The sequence below is a fragment of the Streptomyces sp. NPDC017890 genome (assembly GCF_044328675.1).
Classification (GTDB): Bacteria; Actinomycetota; Actinomycetes; order Streptomycetales; family Streptomycetaceae; genus Streptomyces.
This window is the reverse complement of record NZ_JBIRHU010000001.1, coordinates 463,351-478,953: the sequence shown is the minus strand read 5'-3', so window position 1 is coordinate 478,953 and position 15,603 is coordinate 463,351. Positions and strand designations below refer to the sequence as shown.

12 protein-coding genes, 1 tRNA gene and 3 pseudogenes are annotated in these 15,603 nt (G+C 71.2%); 5 read left to right on the top strand and 11 right to left on the bottom strand.

The annotated features are described in order from the left end of the window. Window positions 1-5: 5 nt before the first annotated feature. Genes ACH4F2_RS02030 through ACH4F2_RS02020 form a run of 3 tightly spaced genes read right to left on the bottom strand, consistent with a single transcriptional unit; the run spans window position 6 to window position 3,265 of the window. Complete coding sequence (locus tag ACH4F2_RS02030; protein WP_398130739.1) at window positions 6-914, bottom strand: carbohydrate ABC transporter permease; 909 nt, start codon at window positions 912-914, stop codon at window positions 6-8. A 12-nt stretch (window positions 915-926) separates the two neighbouring features. Further along, window positions 927-1,934, bottom strand: a complete 1,008-nt coding sequence (locus tag ACH4F2_RS02025; RefSeq protein WP_398130895.1) for a carbohydrate ABC transporter permease — start codon at window positions 1,932-1,934, stop codon at window positions 927-929. Window positions 1,935-1,939: 5 nt separating this feature from the next. Continuing rightward, a complete protein-coding gene (locus ACH4F2_RS02020) occupies window positions 1,940-3,265 on the bottom strand; it encodes an extracellular solute-binding protein (RefSeq protein WP_398130738.1) in 1,326 nt (441 codons plus the stop codon). A 363-nt stretch (window positions 3,266-3,628) separates the two neighbouring features. Between ACH4F2_RS02020 and ACH4F2_RS02015 the strand changes: the two genes are divergently transcribed. Then, on the top strand, window positions 3,629-4,684 hold the full coding sequence (locus tag ACH4F2_RS02015) for a LacI family DNA-binding transcriptional regulator (RefSeq protein WP_398130737.1): 1,056 nt from the start codon (window positions 3,629-3,631) through the stop codon (window positions 4,682-4,684). 286 nt (window positions 4,685-4,970) lie between these two features. Here ACH4F2_RS02015 and ACH4F2_RS02010 read toward each other — a convergent pair. Continuing rightward, a pseudogene (locus tag ACH4F2_RS02010) lies at window positions 4,971-5,756 on the bottom strand (siderophore-interacting protein); the annotation flags it as partial. A 90-nt stretch (window positions 5,757-5,846) separates the two neighbouring features. On the opposite strand from ACH4F2_RS02010, the gene ACH4F2_RS02005 reads away from it, so the two are divergent. The 3 genes and pseudogenes from ACH4F2_RS02005 to ACH4F2_RS01995 all read left to right on the top strand — a co-directional run. Beyond that, window positions 5,847-6,593 carry a helix-turn-helix domain-containing protein gene (locus ACH4F2_RS02005; protein WP_398130736.1) on the top strand — a complete coding sequence of 249 codons (747 nt, stop codon included), beginning with the start codon at window positions 5,847-5,849 and terminating at the stop codon, window positions 6,591-6,593. An 80-nt stretch (window positions 6,594-6,673) separates the two neighbouring features. Continuing rightward, a pseudogene (locus ACH4F2_RS02000) lies at window positions 6,674-7,710 on the top strand (iron chelate uptake ABC transporter family permease subunit). Then, window positions 7,707-8,441: pseudogene (locus tag ACH4F2_RS01995) on the top strand (FecCD family ABC transporter permease); the annotation flags it as partial. The pseudogenes ACH4F2_RS02000 and ACH4F2_RS01995, both read left to right, overlap by 4 nt. 69 nt (window positions 8,442-8,510) lie before the next feature. Here the strand turns inward: ACH4F2_RS01995 and ACH4F2_RS01990 are convergent. The 4 genes from ACH4F2_RS01990 to ACH4F2_RS01975 all read right to left on the bottom strand — a co-directional run bounded on the left by ACH4F2_RS01990 (window position 8,511) and on the right by ACH4F2_RS01975 (window position 11,487). Beyond that, window positions 8,511-8,583 (bottom strand) — tRNA-His (locus ACH4F2_RS01990). 122 nt (window positions 8,584-8,705) lie between these two features. Continuing rightward, window positions 8,706-9,308 (bottom strand): oligoribonuclease, encoded by a 603-nt coding sequence (gene orn, locus ACH4F2_RS01985; protein WP_398130735.1) that lies wholly within the window; start codon window positions 9,306-9,308, stop codon window positions 8,706-8,708. A gap of 202 nt (window positions 9,309-9,510) precedes the next feature. Next, window positions 9,511-10,701, bottom strand: coding sequence for a helix-turn-helix domain-containing protein (locus ACH4F2_RS01980; RefSeq protein ID WP_398130734.1), 1,191 nt, complete (start codon window positions 10,699-10,701; stop codon window positions 9,511-9,513). A gap of 378 nt (window positions 10,702-11,079) precedes the next feature. After that, window positions 11,080-11,487: a hypothetical protein gene (locus ACH4F2_RS01975; RefSeq protein ID WP_398130733.1), complete on the bottom strand. Its 408-nt coding sequence runs from the start codon at window positions 11,485-11,487 to the stop codon at window positions 11,080-11,082. 295 nt (window positions 11,488-11,782) lie between these two features. Between ACH4F2_RS01975 and ACH4F2_RS01970 the strand changes: the two genes are divergently transcribed. After that, window positions 11,783-12,310, top strand: a complete 528-nt coding sequence (locus tag ACH4F2_RS01970; RefSeq protein WP_398130732.1) for a universal stress protein — start codon at window positions 11,783-11,785, stop codon at window positions 12,308-12,310. Between the two features lie 87 nt (window positions 12,311-12,397). On the opposite strand, the gene glmS is transcribed toward ACH4F2_RS01970, so the two are convergent. The 3 genes from glmS to ACH4F2_RS01955 form a co-directional block, all read right to left on the bottom strand. Then, window positions 12,398-14,215 (bottom strand): glutamine--fructose-6-phosphate transaminase (isomerizing), encoded by a 1,818-nt coding sequence (glmS, locus tag ACH4F2_RS01965; RefSeq protein WP_398130731.1) that lies wholly within the window; start codon window positions 14,213-14,215, stop codon window positions 12,398-12,400. Between the two features lie 33 nt (window positions 14,216-14,248). Further along, on the bottom strand, window positions 14,249-14,506 hold the full coding sequence (locus ACH4F2_RS01960; protein ID WP_398130730.1) for a hypothetical protein: 258 nt from the start codon (window positions 14,504-14,506) through the stop codon (window positions 14,249-14,251). A gap of 88 nt (window positions 14,507-14,594) precedes the next feature. After that, a complete protein-coding gene (locus tag ACH4F2_RS01955; protein ID WP_398130729.1) occupies window positions 14,595-15,488 on the bottom strand; it encodes a DUF4429 domain-containing protein in 894 nt (297 codons plus the stop codon). Window positions 15,489-15,603 lie beyond the last annotated feature (115 nt).

Genomic DNA, 15,603 nt, shown 5'->3' with positions numbered 1-15,603 from the left:
AGGCGTCAGCCCTTGACGGCGCCCTGCATGATGCCGCCCACGATCTGCTTGCCGAAGATCGCGAAGACCAGCAGCAGCGGCAGCGTACCGAGCAGTGCGCCGGCCATGATCAGGGCCTGGTCGGGTGTGAAACCGCGGCCGAGGCCCGCCACCGCGACCTGCACGGTCGGGTTGCCGGTCTGTGTCAGTACCAGGAACGGCCACAGGAAGTCGTTCCACACCTGCACGAACATCAGCATGCCCAGCACGGCCATCGCGGGCCGCGCCGTCGGGAACACCACGTGCCAGATCACGCGCAGGCTGCTGGCGCCGTCCACCCGGGCGGCCTCGATGATCTCGTCCGGCAGTGCCTGGAGCAGGTACTGCCGCATGAAGAACACGCCGAACGCGCTGACCAGCGACGGGAAGATCACCGCCTGGAGCTGGTCGGTCCAGTCGAGCTCGGCGACCATCATGTACAGCGGGATGACGCTGAGCTGCGGCGGTACCGTCATCGTGCCGACCACGATCAGCATCAGGGCGTTGCGGCCCTTGAACTTCAGCTTGGCGAAGGCGAAGCCGGCGACCGTCGACAGCAGGACGACGGTGATCGACGAGATGCCCGCCACGATGGTGGTGTTGAGGACCGCCTCGCCCATGTTGGCGTCATTCCAGGCGATCTCCAGTTTGTCGAAGAGGTTCGCGCCGAACCAGAACGGCGGCGGCGTCTGGGCCAGGCGCTGGTTGTCGCGGGAGGCGGCGATCGCCGTCCACACCAGCGGGAACAGCGAACCGATGGTGAACAGGGCGAGGATGATGTACGCGATCGGTCCGGCGTGGTGCTGCCCGCCGGCCCGGGAGGCCTTGGACCGCAGGCGCCGCCTGGGCGGCTCGGATGCCGGCTCGGCCGGGGGTTTCGTCAGGGTCGTCGTCACGGCCGGTTCTCCTTAGCTACTGGCGCGCAGCCGGCGCGAGATGACGTAGTTGACGAGTCCGATCACGATGAGGATCAGGAACATCGTCCAGGCGATCGCGGAGGCGCGGCCCAGGTGCTGGTTGATCCAGCCCTGCTCGTACATGTACAGGCCGAGCGTCTGGAACTGGTGCTGGGAGCCGCCCGACGCGCCCCTGTTGGCGTCGAACAGCAGCGGCTCGCCGAACAGCTGCGAGGCACCGATGGTCGACACGATGACCGTGAAGAGGATCGTGGGACGCAGCTGGGGCAGCGTGACGTGGATGAACTGCCGCCACCGGCTGGCACCGTCCAGCGCCGCCGACTCGTACAGCTCCTGCGGGATCGCCTGCATCGCCGCCAGGTAGATCAGCGCGTTGTAGCCGGTCCAGCGCCACACGACGATCGAGGAGACGGCGACCTGGGAGGCCCACTTGTCGTTCTGCCAGTCGATCTTGCCCAGGCCGACCGAGTCGAGCACCCAGTTGATCATGCCGTAGTCACGGCCGAAGAGCAGGATGAAGACCAGCGAGGCGGCGGCGATCGAGGTGGCGTACGGCGCCAGCATCACGACGCGGTAGAAGGTGGAGCCGCGCAGCTTGTAGTTGAGGATGTGCGCCAGGCCCATCGCCATCAGCAGCTGCGGCACCGTGGAGATGATGCCGATGGTCAGCGTGTTCTTCGCGGCGTTCCAGAAGAAGTCGTCGTCGAAGAGCCTGGTGAAGTTGTCCAGGCCCACCCATTCCATGTCGGTGGGCGCCGTCAGCTCCACCGAGTGCAGCGAGGCCCAGCCGGTGTAGATCAGCGGGAACAGGCCGAACGCGGCGAAGAGGATGAAGAACGGGGAGACGAACGCGTACGGGCTCCAGCGCATGTCCCGCTGCCAGCGGCGGGAGAGCCGGGCCCGTTTCTTCGCCTCGGGGGAGACCGCGTCACCGGGCGGTCGGCCCGGGGCCGCGCCCCCCTTGGAGGGGGGCGCGGCGGTGTCGTGCCGGGTGGTCATTCCGGTCACTTCTCCAGGTTGTTGTCGATGGTCTTGGTGGCGTTCTCCCAGGCCTGCTTGGGCGACTTGCCCTGGGTGACGAGGATGACGCCGTTGTCGGTCAGGCCCTGCTGGATGATCTGGTCCTTCGGGCCGATCACCTGGGCCGGGATGGAGTCGGCGGCCTTGGCGAAGATGTCACCGATCGGCGTGGCACCGGTCATCTCGTTCTTGGCGTCCGTCACCTGCGGCAGCTTGTAGGCGGCCGGGGCGCTCGGGAAGCTTCCCTGCACGGCGAACAGCTTGGCCTGCTGCTCCGGCGCGGTCAGCCAGGCCACCAGCTTCTCCGCTTCCTTCACGTTCTTGCCGCTCTTGGGCACGCCCAGGAACGAGCCGCCCCAGTTGCCGGACTTCGGCGCCGCGGCCACGTCCCACTGGCCGGCCGCCTCGGGCTGGGACTTGGCCTTGATGGTGCCGAGCATCCACGGCGGGCAGGCGACGGTGGCGAACAGGTTGTTGGAGATGGTCTGTTCCCAGGCCGGCTGGAACTGGGTCTGCGCCTGGACCAGGTCCTTCTCAGCGGCCTCCGCGGTCAGGTCGAAGGCGGCCTTGACGGCCGGGTTGGACTTGTAGACGACCTTGCCGGAGGAGTCGTAGAACTTCTCCTCCTCACTGCTGAGGATGGCGTTGATCAGACCGCCGGGCGAGTCCATGAAGTAGGTGTCCTTGCCGGCACCCTTCTTGTACTTCTCGCCGGCGTCGACGAACTTCTTCCAGTCGCCGGCCCACAGCGCGCTGACCTCGTTGCGGTCGGTCGGCAGGCCCGCCTTCTCGAAGAGGTCCTTGCGGTAGCAGATCGCCATCGGGCCGACGTCGGTGCCGAGGCCGACCGCCTTGCCGTCCTTGGTGATTCCCTGCTTCCACTTCCAGTCGAGCCAGCTGCTCGCCTGTACACCCTGGACCTTGGACATGTCGACGAACTTGTCGGCCTGGGTCTCGACGACCTCGACGATGTTGCCGACCTCGATGGCCTGGACGTCCTGCAGGCCGCTCTCGGTGGTGAGGTGGTTGACCAGAGCGGGGTAGTAGTTCTCGTTCCGCTCGGTGACGGTCTCCTCGATGTTGATGTCCGGGTTGAGCTTCTCGTACTCCTCGTAGAGCCCGGCCTCCTTGAAGCCCATGGTGCCGAACAGGCCGAGGGTGATGGTGGTCTTGCCGCTGCTGTCGCCCGACGACGAGCTGTCCTCGTCGTTGCCGTCGTCGGCGCAGCCGGCCAGCAGCCCGGCGCCCAGCGACGCGATGGCCGCGATGACCACCGCCTTGCGGGCGGATCGTGTACGTGCTGCTCGCATTGCGTCCTCCTGTTGCCCTGACGTGCCGACCCCCCGCCCAACTCATCGGTTGGACCCGCTGCTTCATGTCGTGCGTTCGTCGCTGCGGCTCGGGCTGGGAACGTGCGGGATGTGTATGTGCCAGGTAGTGTGGGAGCGCTCCCACAAGTGATGTGTTGAAGAGTCGTCGGTCCGGGCGGGGGTGTCAAGGGAGCGGGCGCGACGAAGTGCGTTCAGTTATCGGCCTGTTAACTGGACGTTGCCGGCGGAGTGGCGACATCTCCTGACGGTGGGCGGCGGACCGGAGCCGGTCGTCACATCCGACCGGCCTGTTAAATTCCAGGCCAGCCGCAGAGTGCGGGGTCTCGACGGGAGGCGGAGCCGATGGCAAGCCACGGAGCGCGTGGGCGGAGCGGTGGCCGGCCCACCCTCGAAGAGGTGGCGGCACGGGCGGGCGTCGGCCGCGGCACGGTCTCCCGGGTGATCAACGGCTCCCCCCGGGTCAGCGACGCGACCCGTGCGGCGGTGGAGGCGGCGGTCGCGGAACTCGGCTACGTCCCGAACACGGCGGCGCGTGCCCTGGCCGCGAACCGCACGGACGCGATCGCGCTGGTGGTGCCCGAGCCGGAGACCCGCTTCTTCTCGGAACCGTACTTCTCCGACATGCTGAAGGGCGTCGGCGCCGAGCTCTCCGAGACCGAGATGCAGCTGCTGCTGATCTTCGCGGGCAGCGACCGGGAGAGGGAGCGGCTCGCCCAGTACCTGGCCGCGCACCGCGTGGACGGCGTCCTGCTGGTCTCGGTGCACGCCGACGACCCGCTGCCCGACCTGCTGTCCCAGCTGGAGATCCCCGCCGTGATCAGCGGCCCGCGCTCGGCCGCGGAGTCGCTGGCGTCGGTGGACTCCGACAACTACGGCGGCGCCCGCTCGGCCGTCGAGCACCTGCTGTCCCGCGGACGCCGCCACGTCGCGCACATCACCGGCCGCCTCGACGTCTACGGCGCACAGCGGCGGGCCGACGGCTACCGCGAGGCACTGCGCGACGCGGGCCACCCCGCGGACGAACAGCTCATCGAGGCGGGGGACTTCACCGAGGAGGGCGGACGCCGCGCCATGCTGGAACTGCTGCGCCGCCGCCCCGCCGTGGACGCGGTCTTCGCCGCCTCGGACGTCACCGCGGCCGGCGCCCGCCAGGCGCTGCGCGAGGTGGGCCGGCGCATCCCGGACGACGTGGCGCTGGTCGGCTACGACGACTCGGCCATCGCCCGCCACATGGAGCCGCCGCTGACCAGTGTGCGGCAGCCCATCGAGGGGATGGGCCGCGCGATGATAGACCTGCTGCTGACCGAGATCGCCGACCGCCGGCCGGCGGCCTCGCGGGGGCTGGAGCGGCACCAGGTGGTGCTGGCGACGGAGCTGGTGGAGCGGGCGTCGTCCTGACGGCGCGGGACGGGCACGGAACGCGGGCCGTCGTGGCGGGACGGCCCCCCGGAGCGGAACACCTCAGCCGGTGACCTCTGCGGATCACCGACTGACGCGTGGGAGGCGGAGCGGTTCGGGTGGCTGCCGGCCCGTCCGCTCGTCTGCCCGACCTGCCGGCTACCCGTCCTGCCGGTTACCCGTCCTGCCGGTTACCCGTCCCGTCCGGCTGTCCGTCCGCCCGACCGGTCCTGCCCGGCCCCTCTTCACGGGAGGCCGGGCGGGAGGGCGCGGGTGTGGGGTGGCGTCAGGCGCGGCGCAGCACCGTGGCCTCCGTGCCCCAGCCGAGGGCGATGACACGGTCGACGTACCAGCCTGTCCGCTCCGCGAGGGTGGCGATCGCGGCGGAATCGCGCAGGGGGCTGCCGGTCGCGGCGTACGCCTGCAGTGCCGCCTCGGCCGCGTGCGGGCTCAGGCCGTCGGGGCGGGAGGCCTCGATGACGATCGCCGTCGCCGTCCAGCCGGCCAGCTCCGTGAGCAGGTGCGCGGCCTCGTGATCGGTCCGGTACGCGAGGGCCTTCGCGGCGACGGCGACGTCGGCGGGCCCCGCCGTCCAGTCGATCCGCTCCGGCGTCCGGACGCACTCGCGCAGGACCGCGGCGGGGACGTCACCCTCCGCGACGCGCAGCCGTGGCCGGCGTCCGGCGTCGTCGAGGGCGGCGGCGACGGACGCGCTGCCGGGCCCGGTGAGCAGGCAGGTCCCGACGCCCTCCCAGAGGGGATCGGCCGTGAGGCCGTTCAGGAGGAAGACCAACCGCTCGCACTCCTCGACCAGTTCGCCGTAACCGTCGGCGTCCCGGACCACGGTGTCGTGCAGGGTCGTGTGCGAGGCCTCCTGCCAGGGCGAGGTGCCGTTGCGCAGCGCGGGAGCCAGCCGGGCCAGTGCGAGCAGTAGTTCGGCCTCCTGGCCCGCGTACTCCTCGCGCTCGTGGTCGTCGAGTAGTTCCTCGCCCGCCGCGCCGAGCCGCAGCCCCGTCTCGTCGCCGACGACCACGCCGTGCGCGGTGAGCAGGGGCAGCAGCGCGCCGACACCCGCCGCGGGCACGCGCTGGTCCCGTGGCGTCGATCCGGGTACGACATCACCGGTGACGGACACGACACATCGCAGGTACGGGAGGCACGCTTGCCGGTGACATCGCTCGGCACCGTGGTCGCCGAGAACGCCATCCGCTTCCTCGGCCACGACACGCACCAGCACGACGAGCCGCACCTCGTCTACGTCGTGACCGGGACCGCCCGCCTCCAGGCCGACGGCGAGGAGTGGCGGCTCGCGCGCCAGGAGGCCGTATGGATAGCTCCGCGCGTGCCGCACGCGCTGCGCGTCGACGGCGGCGGCATGGTGCTCGGCCCCACCCTCACCCCCGATGACCTGCCCAGATGCCGCGTGCAACCGCTCGGCGTGGTCCCCGCGATCATCGAGATCATGACCACGGCGCTCGGCGCGGCACCGGGCACGTCGGAGGAGGTCCGGCCGTTCCGCCAGGCCATCGGCCACGTGCTGCGGGGCATCTCCCGGCAGTACTTCCCGGTGGTCCTGCCCACCCATCCCGCGGTGCGCGCACTCGCCCGAGAGGCCCTGCGCACCCCCTCCCTGACGCTCGAGCGGCTCGCCGCACAGCACCGGATGAGCCCTCGTCAGGTGCAGCGCGTCCTCCTCGACGAGACCGGGCTGCCCTTCACACGGTGGCGGAACCGGGCCAGGATGAACGCCGCCGTCGAGCACATCCTCGGCGGTGGCGAGCTGACGGCGGCGGCCAGGGCGGCCGGCTACGCGACCCGGGCCGGACTGCTGCGCGCGCTGAGCCGCGAGTCCGGCATCCCGGTGAGCGCGCTCACGGCGGATGCGGTGGGGGCGCTCGGCGGCCGCTGACGCGAGACCGAGTCCAGGTGTTGTGCGTGTTGCGCGGTGGTCCGGGCTGTCCGGATCACCGAGCGGATCAAGGAGGCCGGATGGCACAGGCGCTCGCGACGAAGGCCGCGCGCCCGCCGGCCCGGCCGTCACGCCCCACGGCGCGCCGGCTCCTCGGCCTCGGCGCCGCCGTCGGCGTGCTCCTGGCGGCGGTGCTGCTCAGCGTGGCGGTCGGCTCGGCGATGCTCCCGCCGGACGTGGTGTGGCAGGCCCTCACCGCGCCCGACGGCTCCGCCTCCCACGCCACCGTCAGCGGCGCCCGCGTCGACCGCACCGTGCTCGGCGTCCTCGTCGGGGTGTCCCTGGGCGTGGCGGGAGCGCTCATCCAGGCGCTCACCCGCAACCCGCTCGCCGACCGGGAGTCCTCGGAGTCAACGCGGGCGCCGGTTTCGCCGTCACCCTGGGCGTGGCCGTGTTCGGGGTCACCCGCATCGAGCAGTACCTGCCGTTCGCGTTCGCCGGTTCGGCGGTGGTCTACTTCGCCGCGAGCGGCGGACGGGGCGGCCCCTCGCCCCTGCGGCTCATCCTCGTCGGGGTCGCTTTCACAGCGGTGCTGTCCGGCATCTCGGAGACCCTGGCACTGATCGACACGGAGACCTTCGACCGCATGAGGTTCTGGGGAGCGGGCACCATCACCGACCGTCCGACGGGCACCGCCGCGGCGGTCGCACCCTTCGTCCTGGCCGGCCTGGTCGCCGCCGCCTGCTGCGCGCGTCCGCTCAACGCGATCGCCCTCGGCGACGACGCCGCGCGCGCCGTCGGACTGCGGGTCGGCGTGACCCGGTCCGGCGTCGTGATCGCGGTGACGCTGCTGTGCGGGGCGGCGACGGCCGCGGCGGGCCCGCTGATGTTCGTCGGCCTCATGGTGCCGCACGCCGTACGGTGGCTCACCGGACCCGACTGGCGCTGGATCCTCGCCTGCTCCGCCGTCCTCGCGCCGGCGATCGTGCTGTTCGCCGACGTCCTGGGCCGGCTGATCGTGTACCCCGCCGAACTGCCGGTCGGTGTGATGATGCCGCTGATCGGCGCGCCCGTACTGGTCCTGCTGGTGCGCACGAGCCGGGCGAGGGGACTGTGAGCGGGATGTTCGTCCTCAGGGCGGGTCCGCTGAGCCTGCGGGTGGCGCGTCGCGCGGTCCTCGTGTGCGCGGTGCTGTGGCTCGTGCTGGTCGCGCTGGCCCTGTGGGCCTTCACCCTGGGCAGCTATCCCCTCAGCCTGACCGACCTGACCTCCGTCCTGACGGGAACCGCGGACCACGGCGTCCGCACGGTCGTCCTGGAGTGGCGGGCGCCGCGCATCGTCGCCGCCGTGCTGTTCGGTGCGGCTCTCGCCGTGGGCGGCGCGGTCTTCCAGTCGCTCACCCGTAACCCGCTCGGCAGCCCCGACGTGATCGGCTTCACGACCGGCTCGTACACGGGAGTGGTCCTCGCCCTGCTGGCGGGGGCGACGAGCTACTCGGCGCTGGCGGCGGGGGCGCTCGCGGGCGGCCTCGTCACCGCCTTCGGCGTGTACCTGCTGGCGTTCCGGCGGGGTGTGCAGGGCTTCCGGCTCATCATCGTGGGCATCGCGGTGGGTGCGCTGCTCCACTCGGTCAACACCTGGTTCCTGGTGAAGGCCGACGTCGACACGGCACTGCGCGCCGCGGTGTGGGGGGCCGGCTCGCTGAACGGCGTCGAGTGGCCCGCCATCGCCGTGGCCGCCGTCGTGCTGGCGGCGGTCGCACTGGCGGCCCCGGTGGCGCAGCGCAGGATGCGGCGGCTCGAACTCGGTGACGACACGGCGGCGATGCTCGGCGTACCGGTCGAGCGGCGGGTGGGGCGGCCCCGGGAACGCCGTCAGCCGGTGGCCTCTTCGCGAGGCCACCGGCTGACGGATCAGGGTGAGTGACGGGACTTGAACCCGCGGCCACCTGGACCACAACCAGGTGCTCTACCAACTGAGCTACACCCACCAAGGCCGGTGGTCGAATCCCGCGTGGCGGGGTTCCCCGACCGGCTGAGAAAAAGTGTACAGGGTCCGAAGGGGTGCTCGCGCCCGGCTTTCCGGGCGCCGCTCCCCGGCCGTCGAAGGCCCCTACCCGGCGGACACGACGTGCTTCGCGGCGATCGCCTTGGCGGTGTCGCTGTCGGGGCCCGGCTGCGGGACGAAGACCGCCTCCCGGTAGTAGCGCAGTTCGGCGATGGATTCGCGGATGTCGGCGAGCGCGCGGTGGTTGCCGTTCTTCTCGGGGCTGTTGAAGTACGCCCGCGGGTACCAGCGCCGGGCCAGCTCCTTGATCGAGGAGACGTCGACGATCCGGTAGTGGAGGTAGTTCTCCAGGGCCGCCATGTCCCTCAGCAGGAAGCCGCGGTCGGTGCCGACCGAGTTGCCGCACAGCGGGGCCTTGCCCGGCTCCTTCACGTACTCCCTCACGTACGCCAGGACCTGCGCCTCGGCGTCCGCCAGCGTCGTCCCGCCGTCGAGCTCCGCGAGCAGGCCGGACGCGGTGTGCATCTGACGCACCACCTCCGGCATCGTCTCCAGGGCCCGCTCCGGCGGGCGGATGACGATGTCGACACCCTCGCCGAGGATGTTCAGCTCGGAGTCGGTGACGAGGGCGGCAACCTCGATGAGCGCGTCGTCGGACAGCGAGAGGCCGGTCATCTCGCAGTCGATCCACACCATGCGATCGTTCATGCGGCCACTTTACGGTGGGCGCCTGTTTCCCGGACCCCGGCGTCGGTGTGGGCCTCTCCGGGGGCTGCCGCCCCGGGCCCCGCTTGGGCCTGGACGGCGTCGTGCTCGAACGCCGGACGGGCTGGGATGTTCTGCCCGGCGTCGGACGTGAACGCCGGACGGGCTGCATGCGCCCGTCCGGCGTCGTGAGTGTCACGTCACGTCACGGTGCGCTGCGCTGGCCCGGGACGCCGGCCGCGCCGGCCGGTATGGGGGTGGCGGTGCGGCGGTTCTGGAACGGGACCGCGTTCTCCGGGGGGAGGGCGGCCGGCGGGTCGGACGGGGGCAGGGGCCGCGAGGCTGCGGCGGTGTCCGGGTCCGGCTGGCGGTCGCCCTGCGGGCGGCGTGCCCGGTAGGCCGCCCGGTAGGCGGCCGGCGACGAACCCAGCTGCCGGCGGAAGTGGCCGCGCAGGGCCACCGGCGAGCGGAAGCCGCAGCGGCCCGCGACCTCGTCCACCGAGTAGTCGGACGTCTCCAGCAGGCGCTGCGCCTGGAGCACCCGCTGGGTGATCAGCCACTGCAGCGGCGCACTGCCGGTCAGTGAGCGGAAGCGGCGGTCGAAGGTACGGCGGCTCATGTACGCGCGGGCCGCCAGCGTCTCCACGTCGAACTGCTCGTGGAGGTGCTCCAGCGCCCAGGCGACGACCTCGGCGAGCGGGTCGGCGCCGATCTCCTCCGGTAAAGACCTGTCGAGGTAGCGCTCCTGGCCGCCCGAGCGGCGCGGGGGGACCACCAGACGGCGGGCCAGCGCGCCGGCCGCCTCGTTGCCGTGGTCCGTGCGCACGATGTGCAGGCACAGGTCGATGCCGGCCGCCGTGCCCGCCGACGTCAGCACGTCGCCGTCGTCCACGAACAGCTCGCGGGGATCGACGTGCACCGACGGGTACCGCTTGGCCAGTGTCGGCGCGTACATCCAGTGGGTGGTGGCGGGGCGGCCGTCCAGCAGGCCGGCCGCCGCGAGTACGAAGGCGCCGGTGCACAGCCCGACTATGCGGGCACCCTCCTCGTGCGCCCGGCGCAGGGCGTCGAGCGCTTCCTCCGGTGGTGGTGAGGTGATCGACCGCCAGGCGGGCACCACGACGGTGCCGGCCCGCGAGATCGCCTCCAGGCCCTGCGGCGCGGTGAGTTCCAGGCCCCCCGTGGTCCGCAGCGGGCCCTCCTCGCCGGCGCACACCAGCAGCCGGTAGCGCGGCACGCCGGCGTCCTGGCGGTCGATCCCGAACACCGACAGCGGTATGGAACTCTCGAAGATGGGGCCGCCGCTGAACAGCAGCACCGCGACGATCTCCTTGCGGCGTCGCCCGGTGAGCTTCCGGCCCGCGGTTTCCGGCGCGGCAGTGGAGTCGTGGCTCATAACTGCTAAGCCCCCCTCGGTGGTCGCGGCTCCTCGGTTGTGTCGCTCCTGCACGTTTCCCCTCGGTCCTGCACGAGTCCCCCGCCGTAGACAGTCAAGATCGAATCTACTGTGTCCCGTCGCGCCGAGGTGGCCGGTTCGGCACTTGGGACATTGTCGACATGGCAACTTGGCGTGAAGCAGTCGATCACGAAGGGTTGCACTCCCGGGCGCCCCAGGGAAGTGCGCCTTGTGTCAGTGGCCAATCCCCGTAGGGTGCGCATGGCCGCTGAGGCCCTTTCCCCGCAGGTGGAACAGGGTATGAGGGGTGGTGGGGGGCGGGGTCGCGCCACCGGTGGAAGTTGGCTGAAAAGAAGCGGAAGCGTGCGCGGAAACCGGTCAGTCGACCGGTGTCTTCTGCCCGGCGTGCCGCCCACCCCTGCGCATCGGCCGTCCGGCCCGGTGCCGGCGGCCGGTCCGTTCCGCGCCATTGTCGCGTCGCGGCCGGGCCGCGATGCGCTCGGACCGGCGCAGCAGCAGACGGCAGACGCCGGTGACGGCGGCCAGGCCGAGGGCCGTACCGGCGGCGCCGGCGAAGGAGGTGCCGTACCAGAGGAGCACGACCGGGACGAGGAAGCAGCTGAAGGCCGCCCAGCGGACGAGATCGGTGACGCCGTCCCGGAGCGGCGCGGCCGGTTCCGGATCGTGGGGGGCGCCGGACGGGTCGCGGGCACCGGACGGGTCGGGGGCGCCGGACGGGTCGGGGGCACCGGGCTGCGGATCGGCGGGGTGCTGCGGTCCGGACATGCGTGCTCCCTGGGGCTGGCGGCATGGGGATCAACGCCCGTGCGACGCGTCGGTCACGACCGATCACGGACAGTTGAATCCCCTGCAAACCGCCTGTACAGCGCAGCAACCATTGCGTTACGGGCGCCCCCTCGGGCATGCTCCGGGGAACCCGCGGCGGACCCCGGGCGGGATCTGGGCGAAGGAGGCGTGGCGCCGTACCCTTGGGGGTATGGGCTTGGGAAGATGATTCCCGGACACACCGCTTTGCCGCACACTGTTGTCCCCCATAGAGGATAAAAACGCCGAGACAGCCATGGCCGGTCACGAATTCTTCGAACCCGCGGACCGCAAGCGGCCCGTCGCCGAACCTACGGCGGCCGAGCCCCTGGCGGCCGGAGAGCCACGCCAGTCGTGCGACCCAGCCTTCAAGCACGGTGTCGTCGTCGGCTTCGACGGCTCCACTTCAAGTGAGCGTGCCCTCGCGTACGCCATCGGCATGGCACGCCGGCTCGGCTCGGGCCTGGTCATCGTGCACGTCGCCAACCGGCTGCCCACCACCGTGTGGGCCGGCTGCGAGCCCCCCGTCTTCGTCGACGTACCGGATCACCGCACCGAGGTGCTGGGTCTGGAGCTGGCGTGTGCGGACTATCTCACCGAAGTGCCCTGGATCCTGGTCGAGCGCGGCGGCGACATCTGCCACGAACTCGAGGAGGTGGGCCGGGAGTACGAGGCGGACGCCATCGTCGTCGGCTCCAGTCACGGCCTGGTGGGCCGCCTCTTCGGCTCCGTCGCCGGGCGGCTCGCCAAGCGGGCGAAGCGGCCCGTGGTGGTCATCCCCTGACATGCCGGACGGCCCCCCGTGTGCCGGTGCGGCACGCGGGGGGCCGTTCTGGACGCCGAGGCCCTGCCGGTGTCCTGCCGGCAGGACCTACTCCACCGTCACCGACTTGGCGAGGTTGCGCGGCTTGTCGATGTCCCGGCCCAGGGCCAGGGCCGTGTGGTAGGCGAGGAGCTGGAGCGGAATGCCCATCAGGATCGGGTCCAGCTCGTCCTCGTTCTTCGGGACGACGATGGTGTGGTCGGCCTTCTCCTGCTCCTGGTGGGCGACGGCGAGGATCTGGCCGCTGCGGGCCTTGATCTCCTCCATGGCCGCGCGGTTCTTCTCCAGCAGGTCGTCGTCCGGCACGATCGCGACCGTCGGCAGGGCCGGCTCGATCAGGGCGAGCGGCCCGTGCTTGAGCTCGGAGGCCGGGTAGGCCTCGGCGTGGATGTAGGAGACCTCCTTGAGCTTCAGGGAGGCCTCGCGGGCGACCGGGTAGCCGCGCACGCGGCCGATGAAGAGCATCGAGCGGGCGTCGGCGTACTGGGCGGCCAGCTTCTTGACGTCCTCCTCCTGCTCCAGCATCTCGGCGATCTGCGCGGGCAGCTTGCGCAGGCCCTCGATGATCCGCTTGCCGTCGCGCACGGACAGGTCGCGGGTGCGGCCGAGGTGCAGGGCGAGCAGCGCGAAGGCGACGCAGGTGTTGGTGAAGCACTTGGTGGAGACGACGCAGACCTCGGGCCCGGCGTGCACGTACATGCCGCCGTCGGCCTCGCGGGCGATCGCCGAGCCGACCACGTTGACGATGCCGAGGACGCGGGCGCCCTTGCGCTTGAGTTCCTGCACGGCGGCCAGCACGTCGTACGTCTCACCGGACTGGGAGACGGCGATGTAGAGGGTGTCGGGGTCGACGACCGCGTTGCGGTAGCGGAACTCGGAGGCGGGCTCGGCGTCCGCGGGGATGCGGGCCAGCTCCTCGATCATCTGGGCGCCGATCTGGCCCGCGTGGTACGAGGTGCCGCAGCCGAGGATCTTCACGCGGCGCACGGCACGCGCGTCGCGGGCGTCCAGGTTGAGGCCGCCGAGGTGCACGGTGGAGAAGCGGTCGTCGATCCGGCCGCGCAGTACGCGGTCCACGGCCTCGGCCTGCTCGTGGATCTCCTTGTGCATGTACGTGTCGTGGCCGCCCATGTCGTAGGAGGCGGCCTCCCACTCCACGGTGGTGGGCTCGGACGTGGTGCGGGTGCCCTCGGTGGTGTAGGTGCGGAAGTCGTCGGCCTTGAGGGTGGCCATCTCGCCGTCGTCGAGGGTGACTATCTGGCGGGTGTGGGTGACCAGCGCGGCGATGTCCGAGGCGACGAACATCTCCTTCTCGCCGATGCCGAGGACGACCGGCGAGCCGTTGCGGGCGACGACGATGCGCTCGGGGAAGTCGGCGTGCATCACGGCGATGCCGTACGTGCCCTCGATGACCCGGAGGGTCTCGCGGACCTTGTCCTCGAGCTTGGCGGCCTCGGAGCGGGCGATGAGGTGGACGAGGACCTCGGTGTCGGTCTCGGAGAGGAACTCGACGCCGTCCGCCTCCAGTTTGCGGCGCAGGTCGGCGGCGTTGTCGATGATGCCGTTGTGGACGACGGCGACCTTCTGGTCGGCCGACATGTGCGGGTGGGCGTTCTCGTCGGACGGGGCGCCGTGGGTGGCCCAGCGGGTGTGGGCGATGCCGGTGGTGCCCTTGAAGCGTGCCGGGACCTTGGCCTCCAGGTCACGGACCCGGCCCTTGGCCTTGACCATCTTCAGCCCGGCCGCCTTCGGGGACGTGACGACGATGCCCGCCGAGTCGTAGCCGCGGTACTCCAGGCGCTGGAGGCCCTCCAGCAGCAGGGGAGCGACATCACGCTTGCCGATGTATCCGACGATTCCGCACATGTATACGTAAACCTCGTGTCCCTCTTCGGCTTCTCAGCCGTAGACGATGCGGCGCAGCTGGCGGAGCGACAGCTCCGGCGGTGCGACCGCCCGGTATTTCAGGTCCGCCTCGATCCGTTCGAAGATCGTCGCGTTCACCAGGCCCTGGGCCTGGAGCTCGCGGTGGCGGCGACGGACGTATTCCTCGGTCGTCTCGTCGAAGTAGGCGAGCACGTCCTGGATCACGCGCAGCGCCTCGCCCCGGTTCAGGGGAGTGGACCGCGTCAGATGATCAACCAGTTCGTCGTGCACCCGGTAGATCCTGAGGTACGGGTGAGGGTTTCGCAAGAATCCTGCCCGATTTCGGGCAGGCCTTCTCGGTGTGTGTCCACTGGTACGTCTACATCCGCTTCAGTACCGCCTGCTTGGCCTGGCTGAACTCCTCGTCGGTCAGCACTCCGGAGCGGTGCAGTTCGCCCAGTTCGCGCAGGCGTCGCAGCAGCGCGTCGTGATCGTCCTCGGCGGCGGGGGCCGGAGCGGGCGCGTCCTCGGCGGGCCGGGCGCTTTCCGGGCCCGCGGGGATGGCGGAGGCGGCGGCCGGGTGCGGGAGGCGGGCCTGCACGGCCGCGGCCACCAGGGCCATCAGCGGGTCCCGCTTGAAGCCCCACAGCTCCACGGCGTTCGGGTCGTACTTGGGCGGTGCCTTGGTCGGCGCGGCCCGCACGGTGAAGCGGAGGTGGCCGTTCTCCAGACCGACCGTCGGCTGCCACTCCACCGAGACGATGTCCGACAGCGGCAGGGTGCGCGGGCCCGCGGCCGACTTGGCGTCCTCCGCCTGCCACTTCCACTCCAGGCGTACGCGCTCGCCGTCGAAGCTCGCGACGCCGTCCCCGGCGGACACCGACAGCGGGACGGAGGGGCCGGGCAGCAGGTAGGCGTCCACGGGGCCGGACGGAACCTGGTCGAGCAGCAGGGCGTTGCGCACCTCGTCCACGAAGTACTCGGCGACGCCGTACCGGTCGGACTCCACGGTCAGCTGGTACGGGTCGTGCGGCTCGGTCAGCCGGCCGCCGGTCGCGTGCAGCAGGGGGTCGGCGCCGTCCCGCAGGCGCAGCCGCAGCCGCCCGGACTTCTTGCCCTGCTCGAAGGATATGCCCGCCAACGCCGTCAGCGGGACGAGCAGTTCACCCAGTTCCCTGCGGAGCAGGCTGACGTTCTTGTCCCGTCCGGGAGTCAGCCGCAGGGTGTCGCCGTCGAAGACCCACGTTCCGTCCTTCTGGATGATTTCCGCCATGCGGGGATTGTTCCATCGCTTCCGCGTACGGCGGCGGCGCGGGAAACGGACGTCGAGGTGCCGTTTCGCCGTCCTCCGTCCCCCGGCAGAGTCCGCGGAACCCGACGGGCACCCC

What these genes read in the sequence shown, in the direction of transcription:
- ACH4F2_RS02025 (WP_398130895.1), bottom strand. Translation starts at nt 1,934, where the DNA reads ATGACCACCCGGCACGACACCGCCGCGCCCCCCTCCAAGGGGGGCGCG.
- ACH4F2_RS02020 (WP_398130738.1), bottom strand. Translation starts at nt 3,265, where the DNA reads ATGCGAGCAGCACGTACACGATCCGCCCGCAAGGCGGTGGTCATCGCG.
- ACH4F2_RS02015 (WP_398130737.1), top strand. Translation starts at nt 3,629, where the DNA reads ATGGCAAGCCACGGAGCGCGTGGGCGGAGCGGTGGCCGGCCCACCCTC.
- orn (WP_398130735.1), bottom strand. Translation starts at nt 9,308, where the DNA reads ATGAACGATCGCATGGTGTGGATCGACTGCGAGATGACCGGCCTCTCG.
- ACH4F2_RS01980 (WP_398130734.1), bottom strand. Translation starts at nt 10,701, where the DNA reads ATGAGCCACGACTCCACTGCCGCGCCGGAAACCGCGGGCCGGAAGCTC.
- ACH4F2_RS01975 (WP_398130733.1), bottom strand. Translation starts at nt 11,487, where the DNA reads ATGTCCGGACCGCAGCACCCCGCCGATCCGCAGCCCGGTGCCCCCGAC.
- ACH4F2_RS01970 (WP_398130732.1), top strand. Translation starts at nt 11,783, where the DNA reads ATGGCCGGTCACGAATTCTTCGAACCCGCGGACCGCAAGCGGCCCGTC.
- glmS (WP_398130731.1), bottom strand. Translation starts at nt 14,215, where the DNA reads ATGTGCGGAATCGTCGGATACATCGGCAAGCGTGATGTCGCTCCCCTG.
- ACH4F2_RS01955 (WP_398130729.1), bottom strand. Translation starts at nt 15,488, where the DNA reads ATGGCGGAAATCATCCAGAAGGACGGAACGTGGGTCTTCGACGGCGAC.